8 protein-coding genes and 1 tRNA gene are annotated in these 16,128 nt (G+C 42.9%); 3 read left to right on the forward strand and 6 right to left on the reverse strand.

The features are described 5' to 3' along the window. Nucleotides 1-327 precede the first annotated feature (327 nt). On the forward strand, nt 328-2,457 hold the full coding sequence (locus CGSMWGV1500E_RS04755) for an LTA synthase family protein (protein WP_004126972.1): 2,130 nt from the start codon (nt 328-330) through the stop codon (nt 2,455-2,457). 209 nt (nt 2,458-2,666) lie between these two features. On the opposite strand, the gene purD is transcribed toward CGSMWGV1500E_RS04755, so the two are convergent. The 6 genes from purD to purT all read right to left on the reverse strand — a co-directional run bounded on the left by purD (nt 2,667) and on the right by purT (nt 12,846). Next, nucleotides 2,667-3,938, reverse strand: a complete 1,272-nt coding sequence (purD, locus tag CGSMWGV1500E_RS04750) for a phosphoribosylamine--glycine ligase (protein WP_004126975.1) — start codon at nt 3,936-3,938, stop codon at nt 2,667-2,669. Between the two features lie 18 nt (nt 3,939-3,956). Then, a complete protein-coding gene (purM, locus tag CGSMWGV1500E_RS04745; RefSeq protein ID WP_004126978.1) occupies nt 3,957-4,991 on the reverse strand; it encodes a phosphoribosylformylglycinamidine cyclo-ligase in 1,035 nt (344 codons plus the stop codon). An 80-nt stretch (nt 4,992-5,071) separates the two neighbouring features. Continuing rightward, the gene (purF, locus tag CGSMWGV1500E_RS04740; protein WP_004126980.1) at nt 5,072-6,559 is read right to left on the reverse strand and encodes an amidophosphoribosyltransferase; all 1,488 of its coding nucleotides are present in this window, start codon (nt 6,557-6,559) and stop codon (nt 5,072-5,074) included. 99 nt (nt 6,560-6,658) lie between these two features. Further along, nucleotides 6,659-10,414 (reverse strand): phosphoribosylformylglycinamidine synthase, encoded by a 3,756-nt coding sequence (locus tag CGSMWGV1500E_RS04735; RefSeq protein WP_004126983.1) that lies wholly within the window; start codon nt 10,412-10,414, stop codon nt 6,659-6,661. A 179-nt stretch (nt 10,415-10,593) separates the two neighbouring features. Continuing rightward, nucleotides 10,594-11,388, reverse strand: a complete 795-nt coding sequence (gene purC / locus CGSMWGV1500E_RS04730) for a phosphoribosylaminoimidazolesuccinocarboxamide synthase (RefSeq protein WP_004126986.1) — start codon at nt 11,386-11,388, stop codon at nt 10,594-10,596. 165 nt (nt 11,389-11,553) lie between these two features. Next, entirely contained in the window at nt 11,554-12,846 is a 1,293-nt protein-coding gene (gene purT, locus CGSMWGV1500E_RS04725) for a formate-dependent phosphoribosylglycinamide formyltransferase (protein WP_004126989.1), read from the reverse strand. Between the two features lie 180 nt (nt 12,847-13,026). Here purT and CGSMWGV1500E_RS04720 point away from each other — a divergent pair. Further along, nucleotides 13,027-13,102 (forward strand) — tRNA-His (locus CGSMWGV1500E_RS04720). A gap of 174 nt (nt 13,103-13,276) precedes the next feature. Then, nucleotides 13,277-16,051: a DNA translocase FtsK gene (locus CGSMWGV1500E_RS04715; protein ID WP_004126993.1), complete on the forward strand. Its 2,775-nt coding sequence runs from the start codon at nt 13,277-13,279 to the stop codon at nt 16,049-16,051. The last annotated feature ends 77 nt before the right edge of the window (nt 16,052-16,128 follow it).

Below are 16,128 nucleotides of genomic sequence, written 5' to 3' on the forward strand. Positions count from 1 at the left end.
ACTTTCTTGCTTAACTACGTGCAAACAACTTTTAAAGTGAACGATACTCGCAATATTTCACCCAACTGAAATATAGTTTATGTATCTTAATTTTTTCTTAATATTTGCTTTAGTTTTTATAGTTTTTGCTGTTCTATTTTTATAGTTTTTACTGTTCTAATCGTAGTTGCCGAAACATATATTGTAATCCACCGGAAGTATGAAAAATATCAGCATGTCGAGCTACTTGTACTAATAAATATGCAAGTATGACGATAGCAATAACTACAATAATCAATTATTGTGCATGTATAAGGATTCGTTTAGCTAGGAACGATTGGAATTATTATGGATGAAATTGCGCTGGAGTCTTCAAAAAGCGAGAAGGAAGAGGGTGACTATAAGGGGGAAGACTCTAAAGAGCAGAGTAATTCCAAAAATTTCTTTTCATCTTTGCTAAAGATATTAAATAAGCATCAAATAGCTATTCCGCGCTGGCTTTATATAGTATTTTTCGTTCTAAATAGCGTTGGAATGATGGTTATTTTTCAGATGGGCGTGCAAACAGGCTCTCGCAGCCAGGTTTTGAATGGTCTGATTGAAAATATTACGCGAATGTTCAGCAACATTTGGGAAAATTTAAACTTCATATTTGTGCTTAATTTGCTTATTTTTGCGGTTATTTATGGATTAATTATTATTCTTACTAACCGTTTTTGGCTTACTTCAATGGTTTTGCTGTCTCTTTGCATAATTATTTCGATTATTGAGTACATGAAGATTTTTGTGCGAAATGAGGCAATTCTTCCTGCTGACCTGAATTTTTTGCAAAGCGATACCGGCAATATTTCAACATTTTTGCCGCCTAATGCTGCTCGCGTTACTTTATACGCAATAATTTGCGTGATTATTTTCGTTGTAGTTTTTATGACGATTCATTTATTAGATAAGAACCGTGGAAAAGTAGTTTGGTTTGAAGACAAGCGTTTGCGCTACGGTGTGCGAGCTGGAATTTTTGTGCTGATTTTCGCATCCTTCTCGTGGTATGTTGCTTCTGTTGGCACTGTTGGTTCTGTTGCTAATTCTTTTAACCAATTTATGGGCGACCGTCCTGCAATGTGGGATTCTGCTTACGATGCGCAACTTAACGGACCAATAGTTGCTTTTACTAGGCAGGTTAATCCAAAAATCATGTCGAAGCCTGCAAACTATAGCGAAGAAACCATGAAACAAGTGGTAGCTCGCTACGAGAAAGCAGCTAACAAACTTAACGCTTCTCGTAAGAATAAAATAAATAACAGCACTCTTATTGTTATTCTTTCCGAATCTTTTGCAAATCCTTCACGCGTTCCTGGAATTTCTTTTAATAAGGCGATTATTCCTTTTATTGACAGTGTGAAAAAGAATACGGATAGCGGTCTTATGCTTTCTTCTGGCTACGGCGGAGGAACAGCAAATCTTGAATACATGACTATGACCGGTTTAAGCATGGTTAATTTTGATCCTTCGCTTACAAGCCCGTATCAGCAGCTAGTTCCTAAAAAGTCGTGGACTCCAACAATAAACCGTTATTGGAACGATGGTAAAAGCTCTTTTGCTTTCCACCCGTTTGAGCCTTCCATGTATTTGCGCGCTAAGAATTATAAGAAGTTCGGTTTTACTAAGTTCTATTCTTTGCGCAAGCCGGATGTTATTAAGTATCAGAAGCGTATTGATTTAGCGCCGTACGTGTCGGATGATTCCGCGTATTCCAGCGTTTTAGAATCTATTTCGCGCAAGTCTTCTCCTGATTTTATTCAGCTTGTTACAATGCAAAATCATATGCCTTATAACGATTGGTATAAGAATAATGATTTTAAGGTGTCTTCTACTGATTCAAGCAAGCCTTTGGGTGAGGAAGAGGCTTCTATTATTCAAACATACGCTAAAGGCGCAAATTATACGGATAAAGCAACTTCTAAGTTCCTTAATAATCTGAACAAACTCAATAAGCCTGTAACCGTATTGTTCTATGGTGATCATCTTCCTGGAGCATACTCTACAGCTAGTGCGGATAAGAATAATTCTCTTATTTTGCATTTAACAGATTACTTTATTTGGTCAAATAAGGCTGCTAAAGAAAATCTTAAATCTTCTAAGAAGATTAACGCAAAAACAGAAGCTTATTCTTCTCCAAACTTCTTTATTTCCCAGGTTGCGCGTCATATGAACGCTAAGGTTTCGCCGTATGTTGCTTTCCTTACAAAGCTTCATAAGCATATTAGTGCAATGGAGCCGCCTGTTGTTAACACAATTCAAGGCTGGGATAGAATCCCTGAGGGTCAACCAATTTACCTTGATCACGACGGCAGACCAATGGTTTACTCAGCAATGGATGAGCAAACTAAGCAGCTTTTGGACGACTATAAGCTTATACAGTACGATGTTACAGCCGGAAAGAACTACACTCGCAACACTAACTTCTTTACTATGCCGTAGATAAGGCACGGTTATTAGCGAATTAGCATGCAGAGTTTGGGGGATTTCTCTACGAGCACTAAAAGAGGACTGAGAAGCTACATTCTTTAAAGATAGGCGAACACAATAAGCGCCTTTAACAGCCAGAGCGCCCGAAGGACGGGACGTGCGAGGAGAGAAATCCCCCAAAACTCGCGCCACACTAAACAAAAAGTTTATAGCTTATGTGGTTATTTAAGCGCTTTTGAAGCTATGTCGTGCCTAAAGAACATGTGTGGAAGATTAAGATTGTCCAATATTGCGTAGACCTTCTTTTGCGCATCTTCTACGTCTTCTCCGTGCACTTGTACAAGCGCTACGCGTCCGGAAGAAGTCGCGAGATTGCCGGTTTCTTCCTGGCTTTTAACTCCTGCATAATACACGTGCTGACCTTGATTTTCATCAACAGGAATGTGCGGAAGTGGAGTTCCAGTAACTAAAGTTCCAGGGTAGCCTTCGCTTGCAATTATTACGCCGAGCGTAACACCGCTATTCTTCCAAGTAAAAGTTGGTGTTTTATGCTGCAAAATATTCCATATAGCTGCACCAAAATCTGAAGTAAGGCGAGGAAGCACAACTTCTGTTTCTGGGTCTCCAAATCGAGCGTTAAACTCAATAACTTTAGGACCCGAAGCTGTATCAATCAAACCTGCGTAAAGTATGCCTGTAAAAGGCGTTCCTTCTTTAGCTAAGCCTTCAACAGTTGGTCGCACAATCTCGTCAATAGCGCGCTTAACAGTTTCGCTACTGATTTGTGGCACAGGGCTATAAGCTCCCATTCCGCCAGTGTTTGGTCCTTTATCGCCATCGTAGGCGCGCTTATGATCTTGTGAAATTGGCATAACCCAAAAATCAGTGCCGCTTACAAAGCTCATAAGCGAAAACTCTTGTCCTTGCAAAAATTCTTCAATAACAACTTTTGCTCCGGCTTGACCAAAACGGTGATCAACGAAAATATCTTCCAAAGCTTCAATTGCGGTTTGCTCGTCCATTGCAACAGTTACGCCTTTTCCTGCTGCTAAACCGTCGGCTTTAATAACAATTGGAGCACCATGCTCAAGCACGTATGCGCGTGCTGGTTCTAAAGCGTCAAAAGTTTGGTAGGCTGCTGTTGGAACGTTGTGGCGATGCATAAGCTTTTTTGCAAAATCCTTAGAGCCTTCGATTTGAGCCGCCGCCTTGTTTGGGCCAAAAGCGGGAATGTTATTGGCTTCAAAATCGTCCACGATTCCGTTCATAAGCGGCACTTCTGGGCCAATAAACGCAAAGTCGTAGTTGTGCTCTTTAACGAAGTTAATAAGAGCTTCGTGATCCGACTGACTAATGTTTACGGTTTTAATTCCATCTGCTGCAATACCCGGGTTTCCAGGCGCAACCGTTACTTCTTCAACGCTTTTGCCTTTAAGAAGTGCGTGTGCAATAGCGTGTTCTCTAGCGCCGGAACCAACAACTAAAACTTTCATTTTCTGTCCTTTATAGTTTTATTGCAACTCAACTGCAGCGTTTTCGCGCTCAATCATTTTGCCAATAACATAAGCTGTTTCGTTATTTTCGCTTAGTGTGCTAAGTGCTTCTTCGGCCTTGTTTTTATCAACCGCCAAAATCATGCCGATTCCCATGTTAAAAACATTGAACATTTCTGCATGATTAACGTTTCCAGCTTTTTCAATAACGTCAAAAATAGGCGGAACATTCCAGCTTGACGTATCGATTTTTGCAGCCAAACCGTCAGCGTACATGCGTGGAATATTCTCAATAAATCCGCCGCCTGTAATGTGAGCCACTCCCTTAATAAGATGCTTTGCAAAAAGCGGTTTCAAAGCTTTTACATAAATTCGCGTAGGTTCGAGCAGAACTTCGCCAATAGTTTTTCCATCTAGCTCTTCAAGTTTGGTGTTTACGTCGTAGCCTGCTTCTTCAAACAAAGCTTTACGCACAAGCGAGAAACCGTTCGAGTGAACTCCAGAAGAAGGCAAGCCTATTAGAACGTCGCCAGTGGTGATTGTGGATCCGTCAACAATATTTGAGCGTTCTGCAACGCCAACTGCAAAACCTGCAAGATCGTACTCGTCCTCTGCATACATTCCAGGCATTTCAGCAGTTTCGCCGCCAATTAAGCCTGCTTCTGATTGCACGCAACCGTCTGCAACTCCTGCAACAACCTGCTCAAGTAGTGCAGGATTATTTTTTCCGCAAGCAATGTAGTCAAGGAAGAACAGTGGTTCTGCGCCTTGTGCTGCAATATCGTTTACGCACATAGCAACGCAATCAATGCCGATTGTATCGTGCTTATTCATCATTTTGGCAACCATAAGCTTGGTTCCAACGCCATCCGTGCCAGAAATCAGCACTGGCTCTTTGTAGCCGAGTGATGCTAAATCAAATAAGCCGCCGAATCCGCCGATGCCGCCCATAACGCCTGGACGCTTCGTGCGATTCACATGTGATTTAATACGACGTACTACTTCGTATCCTGCTTCTACGCTTACGCCAGCTTCATCATATGCGTGCGGCATGTTGATTCCTTTCCTAAATTGTTATACGTATTTTCTTAAATATTTGTTAATAAATTGCCGTAAATAAGTAAAATATTAAGTTATATAAGGTTTTCGTGTGAATATTTACTGTGTTTCCTTACTTCCTGCAGATGCTCGCGTTCTTCAGTAGTAAGTGAAGCCAAGAATTCTTCTCCGTAATCGTCAAGTGCAGTAGGGTAGTCGCCATTAAAGTATGCAACACACAATCCGCCATAAGGAGCAGGCTTATTTAACCCAATTGAGTCAACTAAACCGTCCAAAGACAGGAACGCTAAGGAATCGGCGTTAATATACTCGCGAATCTCCTCAACTGAATGTTTTGCTGCAATAAGTTCTTTAGTTGTTTGAATATCAATACCGTAGAAGCAAGGATATTTAAGAGGTGGGGAAGAAATACGCATATGCACTTCTTTAGCGCCAGCTTCTCGAAGCAATTGCACAATGCGCTTAGAAGTTGTGCCGCGCACGATTGAATCGTCAATAACAATAACGCGTTTTCCTTCAACAACACTGCGCACAGCAGAAAGTTTCATGCGCACACCCTGCTCACGCAATTCTTGAGTTGGCTGAATAAAAGTGCGAGCTACATACTGGTTTTTTATTAATCCCATTTCGTTAGGAAGGCCACTTGCTTCTGCGTATCCTGCGGCTGCAGAAAGAGAAGAGTTAGGAACTCCAATAACCATGTCTGCTTCAACAGGGGATTCTTGAGCTAAACGAGATCCCATGCGCTTTCTTGCAGCATGCACGTTAATTCCGTAAATATTAGAATCTGGGCGAGCAAAGTAAATAAACTCCATTGAGCACACTGCTTGTTGCACATGATCCGTGTAGCGCTCAATCGTGTAGCCTTCGTCGTTAATAACGATTATTTCTCCAGGCTCAATATCTCGAATAAATTCGGCGCGAACAATATCAAAAGCGCAAGTTTCAGAAGAAAGAACGTAGGCGCCGTTTTGCATGCGACCAAGAGCAAGCGGGCGGAAGCCGTTTGGATCCGTAGCGCCAATTAAAGAATCTTCTGTAAGAAGCAGGTAAGCAAATCCGCCGTGAACAGTTAGTAACGCTTCTTTAAGACGTTCCATAAAAGTTGGTTTATTAGAGCGTCTAATTAAGTGCATTAGTATTTCAGTGTCGGAATTTGAGTGGATAATAGCGCCATTGTCTTCTAAAGAATTGCGTAAGCTTGTGCAATTCGTCAAATTTCCGTTATGAGCTAAAGCTGCATCTCCATCGTGGAAGCGGAATAAGAAAGGTTGAATGTTATCAACACTTCCAGATCCTGCAGTAGCGTAACGCACATGGCCAATAGCACGATTTCCTGTTAAACGTTCCATAACCTGCTCGTTGCTAAAAACTTGCGTAAGTAGGCCTAGTCCGCGATGTCCGTGAAGAGTGCCGTTATCGTTAGATACTATTCCAGCTCCCTCTTGGCCGCGATGCTGAAGCGCATGCAAGCCAAAATAAGTGAGCCTGGAAGCATCTTTGTGACCCCAAACACCAAACACTCCGCACTCTTCGTGAATGTCCTCAAGCTCTGCAGACATCTTTAACCCCCTTGTAATCGCTTACTTTAATTCGCGAAACTATACTCATTGTTGCACATGCTTCTAATAAGCTAATGTTACGTTTCATGCCGCTCATGCTCACGCCGTGAAGTACTGGACTCCGGCATCAAACAGTGGCTGTTCGTGGAAATCAGGAATGTTCACGTACAAGCCTTCGCCTGCTCTCTCGCAATGACCCATCTTTCCAAAAACTCGACCATCTGGGCTGGTAATTCCTTCAACGGACATAATCGATCCGTTTGGATTCACATTCAAACTCATGCTTGGAACGCCATTACTATCAACGTATTGCGTAGCTACTTGGCCGTTGTTAATAAGCTTTTCCATAACTTCTGGCGTTGCAATAAAACGACCTTCGCCATGAGAAATAGCAACAGTGTGAATATCGCCAACTTCAGTATTTTTAAGCCATGGAGACATGTTTGAAGCGACTCTAGTACGCACAATTCGGCTTTGATGCCTGCCAATCGTGTTATAAGTAAGCGTTGGGCAGTTAGAATCGATAGGAACAATATCGCCAAAAGGCACTAAACCAAGCTTAATAAGTGCTTGGAAACCGTTGCAAATGCCCAGCATAAGTCCGTCTCGATTCTTAAGCAGATCGCGCACAGCGTCAGTCACTTCCGGATTTCTAAAGAAGGATGCAATAAACTTTGCTGAACCGTCCGGCTCGTCGCCGCCGGAGAAGCCGCCAGGAATCATAACAATCTGGCTCTTATTAATCTCCTCAACAAGTTTCTTTGCAGACTCTGCAATATCTTTAGCGCTCAAGTTGTTAATAATAAGCGTATGAGCGTCGGCACCTGCACGCTCGAAAGCAGCTTGAGTATCGTACTCGCAATTATTTCCAGGGAAGACTGGAATAATAACGCGCGGGTGAGAAAGCGGCTTTGGCTTTCCTGTGTGCGCGTGGTTTGTAGTAGAAGCATTATTTTCGTTACTAATAGTTTCTACAATCTCACCAGGCTTTTTATATGGGAAGATTGAGGAAAGTTCGCTTTCCCAAATCTTTTGCAAATCGCTTAAATCAACTTCTTCGCCATTTGCGGAAATAATTGCGTAATTCTCAGTCGTTTCGCCAATAATCTCAACGTCAACCAAGCTTGTGTTATCTGAAGATGGAACCTCAGCGTTTTCTTTAAGCTCAACGTAGAAGCTTCCGTATGCTGGCTTAAATAAATCATCGTTGCTTAAATTATTGAATAATTTAAGACCGATATGATTTCCAAGCGTCATCTTGAATAAGATTTCCGCGCTCGCACCGTAGCCAGGAGTGGCAACAGCAAGAGCTTGCTTGTTCTTCGTAATATTTTCGATTAATTCAAGAGTTTTAAGGAAACTTTCCTTTTCTGGAGTAATTCCGTCGGATTTATATTGTGGAGCAATTCGCAAAACCTTATGATTTACGCCCTTAAATTCTGGCGAAACAGTTAAACGCGCATCTCCAGTAGAAACAGCAAAGGAAATTAAAGTTGGTGGAACATCCAAATTCTCAAAACTGCCGCTCATAGAATCTTTGCCGCCAATAGCGCCAACACCAAAATCAAGCTGAGCGCTTAAAGCGCCAAGAACTGCTGCAGCTGGCTTTCCCCAACGTTCTGGAACATCGTGAGGCTTGCCAAAATACTCTTGCAAACTCAAGTAAGCACGTTCGCGCGTGAAACCGCTTGCTGCTAGCTTTGCCAAAGACTCAACAACCGCAACATAAGCTCCAGTAAACTGATTATTTTCCATCAAATACGGATTAAAGCCCCAAGCCATTGCGGAAGCAGTGTTTGTTTCGCCAAATACTGGGAATTTAGCAACCATAGCCTGAGCTGGAGTAAGCTGACGACGTCCACCAAAAGGCATAAGCACAGTTGCTGCACCAATTGTAGAATCGAAGCGTTCTGCCAAACCCTTGTTTGAAGCAATATTAATGTTTGAAACAAGTAAGCGCATACGTTCAGTGAGAGTCAAATTAGACTGATTCTGCCATGGGTTATCGTAAGATTTTCCACTTTCAATATGAAGAACCTGCTGTTTTGGAGCACCGTTAGAAGCCAAGAATGAGCGGCTTAAGTCTACAATGGTTTTTCCGCGCCAAGTCATGCGCATTCGAGCTTCTTCGGTAACAGTCGCAATGATTTCTGCTTCCAAATTTTCTTCACGAGCATACTTCAAAAATGCATCAGCATCATTGGCAGCAACATCAACAGCCATGCGCTCCTGGGATTCAGAAATAGCAAGCTCAGTGCCGTCGAGACCCTCGTACTTTTTAGAAACCTTGTCGAGATTAATAGTTAAACCGTCGGCAATTTCGCCAGTTGCCACAGAAACGCCGCCAGCGCCAAAATCGTTGCAACGCTTAATAAGTTGGCAAGCATCCTTGCGGCGGAATAACCTTTGCAATTTGCGTTCAATAGGAGCGTTACCTTTTTGAACTTCTGCACCGCATTCTTCAATGCTTTCAACATCCTGCGCTTTTGAAGCGCCAGTTGCACCGCCAATGCCGTCGCGTCCAGTTCGTCCGCCAAGAAGAATAATCACGTCTCCTGGAGCAGGAGTTTCCCTGCGCACATGGTCGGCTGGGGTAGCGGCAACAACAGCGCCAACTTCCATACGCTTAGCAACATACCCAGGGTGGTATAACTCATGCACTTCGCCTGTAGCTAAACCAATCTGATTTCCGTAAGAAGAGTAGCCGGCTGCAGCAGAAGTTACAATCTTTCGCTGCGGCAGCTTACCGTTTAAAGTTTCACTAATAGGCGTGCGCGGATCTGCAGCACCGGTTACGCGCATAGCTTGGTAAACGTAGGATCTGCCAGAAAGAGGATCTCGAATGCATCCGCCAATGCAAGTTGCAGCTCCACCGAAAGGCTCAATTTCTGTAGGATGATTATGCGTTTCGTTCTTAAACAGGAACAGCCAATCCTCATCGTGGCCGTTTACATCAACCTTAACTTTTACCGTGCAAGCGTTGATTTCTTCCGACTCATCCAAATTTTTAAGCTCGCCAGTATGCTTCAAATATTTAGCACCAATAGTTGCCATATCCATTAAGCAAACAGGCTTATTTTCGCGATTTAACTCTTTTCGCAAATCAAGATAACGATTAAACGCTTCTTGAACTGTACTATCGTCAATCGTAATATTTGTAAGCTCCGTGCCAAAAGTTGTGTGACGGCAGTGGTCGGACCAGTACGTATCAATAACGCGAATTTCTGTAATAGTAGGATTGTGATTTTCTTCCCTGAAGTATTGCTGGCAGAACTTTGCGTCAGCCAAATCCATCGCTAAGCCGCGATCCTCAATAAACTTCTGTAATCCAGATTCGTCTAAATCGTTAAAAGTATTAATTACTTCAACGTCCGCAGGAACTACTGTTTCTCGCTGCAAACTCTTTACTTCGTCAAGACTTGCCTCTCTAGCCTCAACAGGGTTAATAACGTAATGCTTAATAGCATCCATGGCTTCTTCGTCAAGATTGCCTTTTAGCGCAATTACTTTAGCAGTACGCACAGTTGGGCGCTCACCTTGACTAATAAGCTGAATGCACTCGCTTGCGGATTGCGCGCGCTGGTCGAACTGACCAGGCAAAAATTCAACAGCAAACACGTGCTCGCTTGTTTCAATAGGCAAATAGTCGTAGGTGTTATCAACCGGCGGCTCGCTTAATACAGTTCGCACAGCAGTATTGAACAAATCTTCGTCAATACCTTCTAAATCGTATCTGTTGATAATTCGTGCGGAAGTAATCGCGCTTATGCCAAGAATTTCCTTAAGCTCATGTAAAAGTTGTTGAGCTTGAACGTCAAAACCATTGCGTTTTTCCACATATACGCGAAATACCACGAGAAACCTACCTTGTTGAAAGTGCGGTATGAGCAGTGTTTGTTATGGGCTTTTAAGTTATAAATTGTTAGTTAAGTTATGTGTTAAGTTGTGGCTTAAATTATTGGTTAAATTATTGGTTAAATTATGTAAGAATGCGTGTGGCTCGCACCCCTAAGGGCACGAGCCACAACAAAACTTTATTGATTCACACAATCATCCGGTTTACGCACGCAAACGTTTAAACCTTCGCTTTTTGCTAAGTTTTCCAGCCTGCTGTGAATTTCTTCATAAGCCGGAATTATGTCTCCCAAATCGCGTCGGAATAAGTCTTTATCCAAATGACTTACGCCGTTCGTGCCAGAATTTCCGCCGGCATTGCGTTTATCCCAAAGTCTGCAAGTATCAGGCGTAATTTCATCAGCAAGAAGAATATTACCTTGCGCGTCCACGCCTTCTTCAATCTTGAAGTCAACAAGCTGAACATCAATCTTGGAGAAAATATCAAGCAAAGCATTGTTTACAGCGTGAGCTTGACGAGTGATTTCCGTCATCTCTTCATCTGTAGCTAATCCAAGAGCCACAACGCCTTCAGGGTTAATAAATGGATCGCCAAGTTCGTCGGACTTCACACAGAACTCCAACAATGGCTTCTTTAATGGGGTTCCTTCTTTAACGTTATAACGTTTTGCGAAAGAACCAGCAGCAGTATTGCGCATAATAATTTCCAGCGGGAACATGCGCATACGCTTTACGAGTTGTTCAGTATCGGAAATACGTCCGAGGAAGTGGCTTTTTACGCCGCGCGCCTCAAGTAAATGGAATAGTAAAGAAGTAATCCGGTTGTTTAAACTGCCTTTACCGGCGATCTGAGCTTTCTTCAGACCGTTACCAGCGGTTGCCTGGTTCATATATTCAACCCAGAGCACATTGGTGTCATCGGTAGCGTACAGTTTTTTGGCTTTGCCTTCATACAACTTGTCAAGTTTTTCCATGATATGCCCTCTCTTACGTGCATTCATAGTTGTAGGCGCAAACCAACAGTATTTGTAGGTTTACCTGACCTTGGCCAGCACGATTAGCGTAACAATTGTTACCTACAAAATTTCCGGCAAATATTGCCGAGGTGCAATATAAATTATTGTTTAATACCTTTATTTTCAAAGTATTTCAGCATTTGAACTATCCGTATGCAATGCTCTTATGATGCGTGTCGCATTTTTTCTTGCATCCTCTTGACTAAATCCTATAGCAAGAGCCACAGCCATACGTCTGTGGCCGTGAACTGAAGGCTTAGCAAAAATACGCAAGCCGCTTCTATAATTTTCGTCCGCTTGTAGAGCATTGGAAATATTAGTAAATCCAACTTCTCCTTCGCCCTCAACAACAATCGCATGACTTGCAGCAACCTCGTTATCTTTTAACGAAAGCGAAGTGTAGTTTGCTGTAACAGGAACGCCTAAAATAGCGAGCACGTGAAGCGCAAACTCGCTGTAATGTTGTGAAATCATAGTTACCATGCCAGTATCGTGCGGGCGAGGAGAAAGCTCGTTAAAAAGCAACGAACCATCTTTTAACACAAATAGTTCAACACCATACACGCCCCAACCTGTTTCGTTAGAATCGTGAGCAATATTAGTTAAACCTTCTACGGCACGCTTTGCTATATTCTTCGCATTAGTGCGAATCAATTCAGGAATATTCGCAGGCTGCCAAGATTCCCTATAATCGCCATCCTGCTGACGCTGAGCGATCGGCTCGCAAGTAGTAATTCCTGCGCAAGAGCTTATTGTAAGAACTGTAAGCTCGTAGTCAAGAGGAGCTAAAGCTTCAACAATAACGCGAGAACACTCGTTTTCGTGGCCGGCTGCCGCGCGTCTTCCATGCTGAGCTTCATTCCAAGCAGCTTTAAGCGCTTCTGGGCTTTTAACTATAGACTGTCCGTGACCGGAAGAACTCATAACAGGCTTAACAACGCAAGGGTAGCCGACGTGCTGAGCGCCATCATCTAACTCCTCATAAGAAGACGCAAAACGGTACGGCGTAGTAGGCAAGCCTAAATCTTCGTGAGCAATCCTACGCAAGCGCTCGCGGTCCATTGCGATTGCTGCTATATCTGCGCTAGGAACAACCTGAATATTATTGTGAGCAGCACATTTCAAAACTTTAGTTGCGATTGCTTCAACTTCCGGAATAATAATATTCGGATGCACTTCATCAATAAGATTTTGAAGAGAAGCGGCATCAGACATATCTAGCACTCTGTATTCGTGAGCTATTTGCATTGCAGGAGCGTTTTTATAGCTGTCGGCTGCTAAAACGCGTACGCCTAATCGCATAAGCTCAATCGCAATTTCCTTGCCAAGTTCGCCTGAACCGAGAAGAAGTGCGGTCATGTTATTGCTGTTTTCAGTTACGCCGAATATGCGCTGATTTTGCTCAGAAAAACTCATACATCTATTGTTGCATTTGCTATTGTCGAATAATTTACGTTTTGGCTGCGACGCGCCGAAGTGTGTTGCTCTGGCGGAAATCTAGAAAATCGTGTATAGTATTCATCTGTTGTGTGATTCGATTCGTTTATTCGTTTATTCGTTTATTCGTTTATTCGTTTCGTTCGTTTCACGCGCATGGTGGCTATAGCTCAGTCGGTAGAGCATCTGATTGTGGTTCAGAAGGTCGCGCGTTCAAGCCGCGTTAGCCACCCCACTTAAACGGCTGGTATTGACCAGCCTTTTTTGTTATGTAACTGCTCCAACTTAAACGAACGCAGCCTATGGAGTAGACTGGTATGGTTACACATACATGTTGTTGATGATGACATTGCGTATTGCGTATTACATAGCGCATAGTACATAGCACATAGTGCAGGAGGAGTATTGTATGGCTGGTAAGGCAGCGCCTAAGGAACCATGGTGGGAGACAATGCTTCTGTTTGTGCCAAGACTTTTAGGCAAAGCAGTTCGCTCACTTTTTGGGGTAGGTGAATACGATGAAGCTTACCGCAGGGACGGCTTATGCTTTGTTATGCTAATTCTTGCCGTATTATTCTGCGCTTCTGAATGGTTCCATGTAAGCGGTTTTATTGGCGTTGGGTTGCATATTTTAGCTTCGGGCGCTCTTGGCGTTATGAGCGTCGTGCTCCCTGTGTGGCTAAGTGTTATTGCTTTTCGCTTAATGCGAAATAGTGGAGCAAAATCTGGGAATCATCGAGTTGTTTTTGGTTTTATTATTCTTCTGTGCTCAATATGCTCGATTCTCGATATTTCTCTTACATCTAAAAGTCACGCTTTTGATTTTGAATCAGTTAGAAAAGCGGGCGGATTGCTAGGTTTTGCTTTAGGCTCTCCACTATCTTGGGGTTTTTCTCGCATATTTGCTCTCATAATTTTCGTAATCATCTCTATTTTTGCAGTTTTAATGATTGCTCGTCTTCATGTAAGCGATATTGCAAACTGTGTTGTGTCAATCTTCTCAAAGAAAAACAAGAAAAATTCGCAGGATGAGGATTCTTCAGACGAGTCAAATGAATTAGACGAGTCGGATGAATCAGACGATGTGAATGAATCAATTAAATCAGGTAAAACTAAGGATTCGTATGAAGATGAGCCTTTGGAATTTGCCGAAGGTGTGCCAACGCACGACGGAAAATCTTCTAAAAAAGAAAGCGCTAATTTAGGTGCAGCTTACTTGCTGAAATTGTGGAAATCTCTATTTAATCGAAAAAATAAAGAAAAAGACAATACTTTGCTCGACGAATATGCTGGAGATGACGCATTTTCGCATGCTGCAGCCGTTAATGCAGAAACAAGTGAAAATCTTGATCGTGTTAAACCTCAACCTAAACCTCAACGCGTTAGAACAGTAAGCAATGTTGAAGGCTACAGCGAGAATTATATTCCTGTAAATACTAAAGATTCTTCGCAATCAAATAATGATAAATCAAGCAATAATCCTAGAAGTGCTTCTTCTTCGCCAATACTAACTTCTGCAGAAACCTTGCCTAAAGCTCCTATGAGCGGTTCTGTTGATTCTGCTAAAGATCCATGGTCTAGTATTCCGGCGGAGCAAATGGATCAATATAGAAAAGATCAAGAAAATGAAGATAATTTAGCTGACGAAAGCGCTAAAAATAATCTAAACTCTTCGGAAGATTCTGCTTTGCAACCGTACATGCTTCCTGATTTGAACATTCTTGCTCATGGAAAACCTCATGCTGCTAGAACTCAAGCAAATGACAATGTTATTCGTGCTCTAACTTCCACTTTTGAACAGTTTGACGTCGATGCTCGGGTAGTCGGTTTTCTTAGAGGCCCTTCTGTTACGCAGTACGAGGTTGAGCTTGGACCTGGTGTAAAAGTTGAAAAAGTTACGAATTTGCAAAAAAATATTGCATACGCTGTAGCTAGTACGGATGTGCGTATTTTGTCTCCAATTCCAGGAAAGTCTGCTATTGGTATTGAAATTCCAAACGTAGACCGCGAGATTGTGCATTTGGGAGATGTTTTGCGCTCGCAAAAAGCCATGAATGACCCTAATCCTATGCTTACAGGCGTTGGAAAAGATGTTGAGGGTCATTTCGTAACAGCTGCTCTCGATAAAATGCCGCATCTGCTTGTTGCTGGTGCCACTGGTTCTGGTAAGTCTAGTTTTATTAACTCAATGCTTACTTCGATTATTATGAGGGCCACTCCTGAGCAAGTTCGAATGATTATGGTTGATCCTAAGCGCGTGGAGCTTTCTGCGTACGCTGGCATTCCGCATTTGCTTACGCCGATTATTACGGATCCTAAGAAGGCAGCTCAAGCTCTTGAGTGGGTTGTTAAAGAGATGGATGCTCGCTACGATGATTTGCAATTCTTTGGTTTCCGTCATGTTAAAGATTTCAACAAGGCTGTTCGTGAAGGCAAAGTTCATGCTCCGGCTGGATCTGAGCGAAAAGTTGCCCCATACCCGTATTTGCTTGTGGTTGTGGACGAGATGGCTGATTTGATGATGGTTGCTAAGAACGATGTGGAAAGTTCTATTCAGCGCATTACTCAGCTTGCTCGAGCTGCAGGCGTGCATTTGGTTCTTGCTACTCAGCGTCCGTCTGTTGACGTTGTAACAGGCTTAATTAAGGCGAATATTCCTTCCCGCTTGGCTTTTGCTACTTCGTCTGCTACTGATTCAAGGGTTATTCTCGATACTGTTGGTGCAGAAACTTTGATTGGTCAAGGAGATGCTTTGTTCCTTCCAATGGGTGCTGCAAAACCTCAGCGTGTACAGGGATCGTGGGTGAGTGAATCTGAGATTCGCAAGGCTGTGGAGTATGTTCGCACGCAGCGTAAGCCAAAGTATCGTGAAGATATTGAGCAAATGGCTCAAAAAGCGGATGCTCAAGCTCAAAGCAAGCTTAAAACTAGCGATATTGGCGACGATATGGACGAGTTGCTCCAGGCTGCTGAGCTTGTTGTTAGCTCGCAGTTCGGTTCTACTTCAATGCTTCAGCGTAAGTTGCGTGTTGGTTTTGCAAAGGCAGGTCGACTTATGGATTTGCTGGAATCTCGCGGAGTCGTGGGGCCTTCTGAGGGCTCTAAAGCTCGCGAAGTTTTGGTTCAGCCGGAAGATTTGCCAAAAGTTTTGGCTTTTATTCGTGGCGAGTCTGACTCGTTATAAAGTAGTGTTATTGTGTTGCACAACTGTGTTGGGTGGCGCGCTAGAAGTTTTTAGTTTGCGATAAGATAAAGGTATGC

Source organism: Gardnerella vaginalis 1500E, from assembly GCF_000263595.1.
Lineage (GTDB): Bacteria > Actinomycetota > Actinomycetes > Actinomycetales > Bifidobacteriaceae > Bifidobacterium > Bifidobacterium vaginale_E.

Excerpts from the sequence above, each read along its gene's own strand:
- CGSMWGV1500E_RS04755 (WP_004126972.1), top strand. The coding sequence starts at position 328 with ATGGATGAAATTGCGCTGGAGTCTTCAAAAAGCGAGAAGGAAGAGGGT.
- purD (WP_004126975.1), bottom strand. The coding sequence starts at position 3,938 with ATGAAAGTTTTAGTTGTTGGTTCCGGCGCTAGAGAACACGCTATTGCA.
- purM (WP_004126978.1), bottom strand. The coding sequence starts at position 4,991 with ATGCCGCACGCATATGATGAAGCTGGCGTAAGCGTAGAAGCAGGATAC.
- purF (WP_004126980.1), bottom strand. The coding sequence starts at position 6,559 with ATGTCTGCAGAGCTTGAGGACATTCACGAAGAGTGCGGAGTGTTTGGT.
- purC (WP_004126986.1), bottom strand. The coding sequence starts at position 11,388 with ATGGAAAAACTTGACAAGTTGTATGAAGGCAAAGCCAAAAAACTGTAC.
- purT (WP_004126989.1), bottom strand. The coding sequence starts at position 12,846 with ATGAGTTTTTCTGAGCAAAATCAGCGCATATTCGGCGTAACTGAAAAC.
- CGSMWGV1500E_RS04715 (WP_004126993.1), top strand. The coding sequence starts at position 13,277 with ATGGCTGGTAAGGCAGCGCCTAAGGAACCATGGTGGGAGACAATGCTT.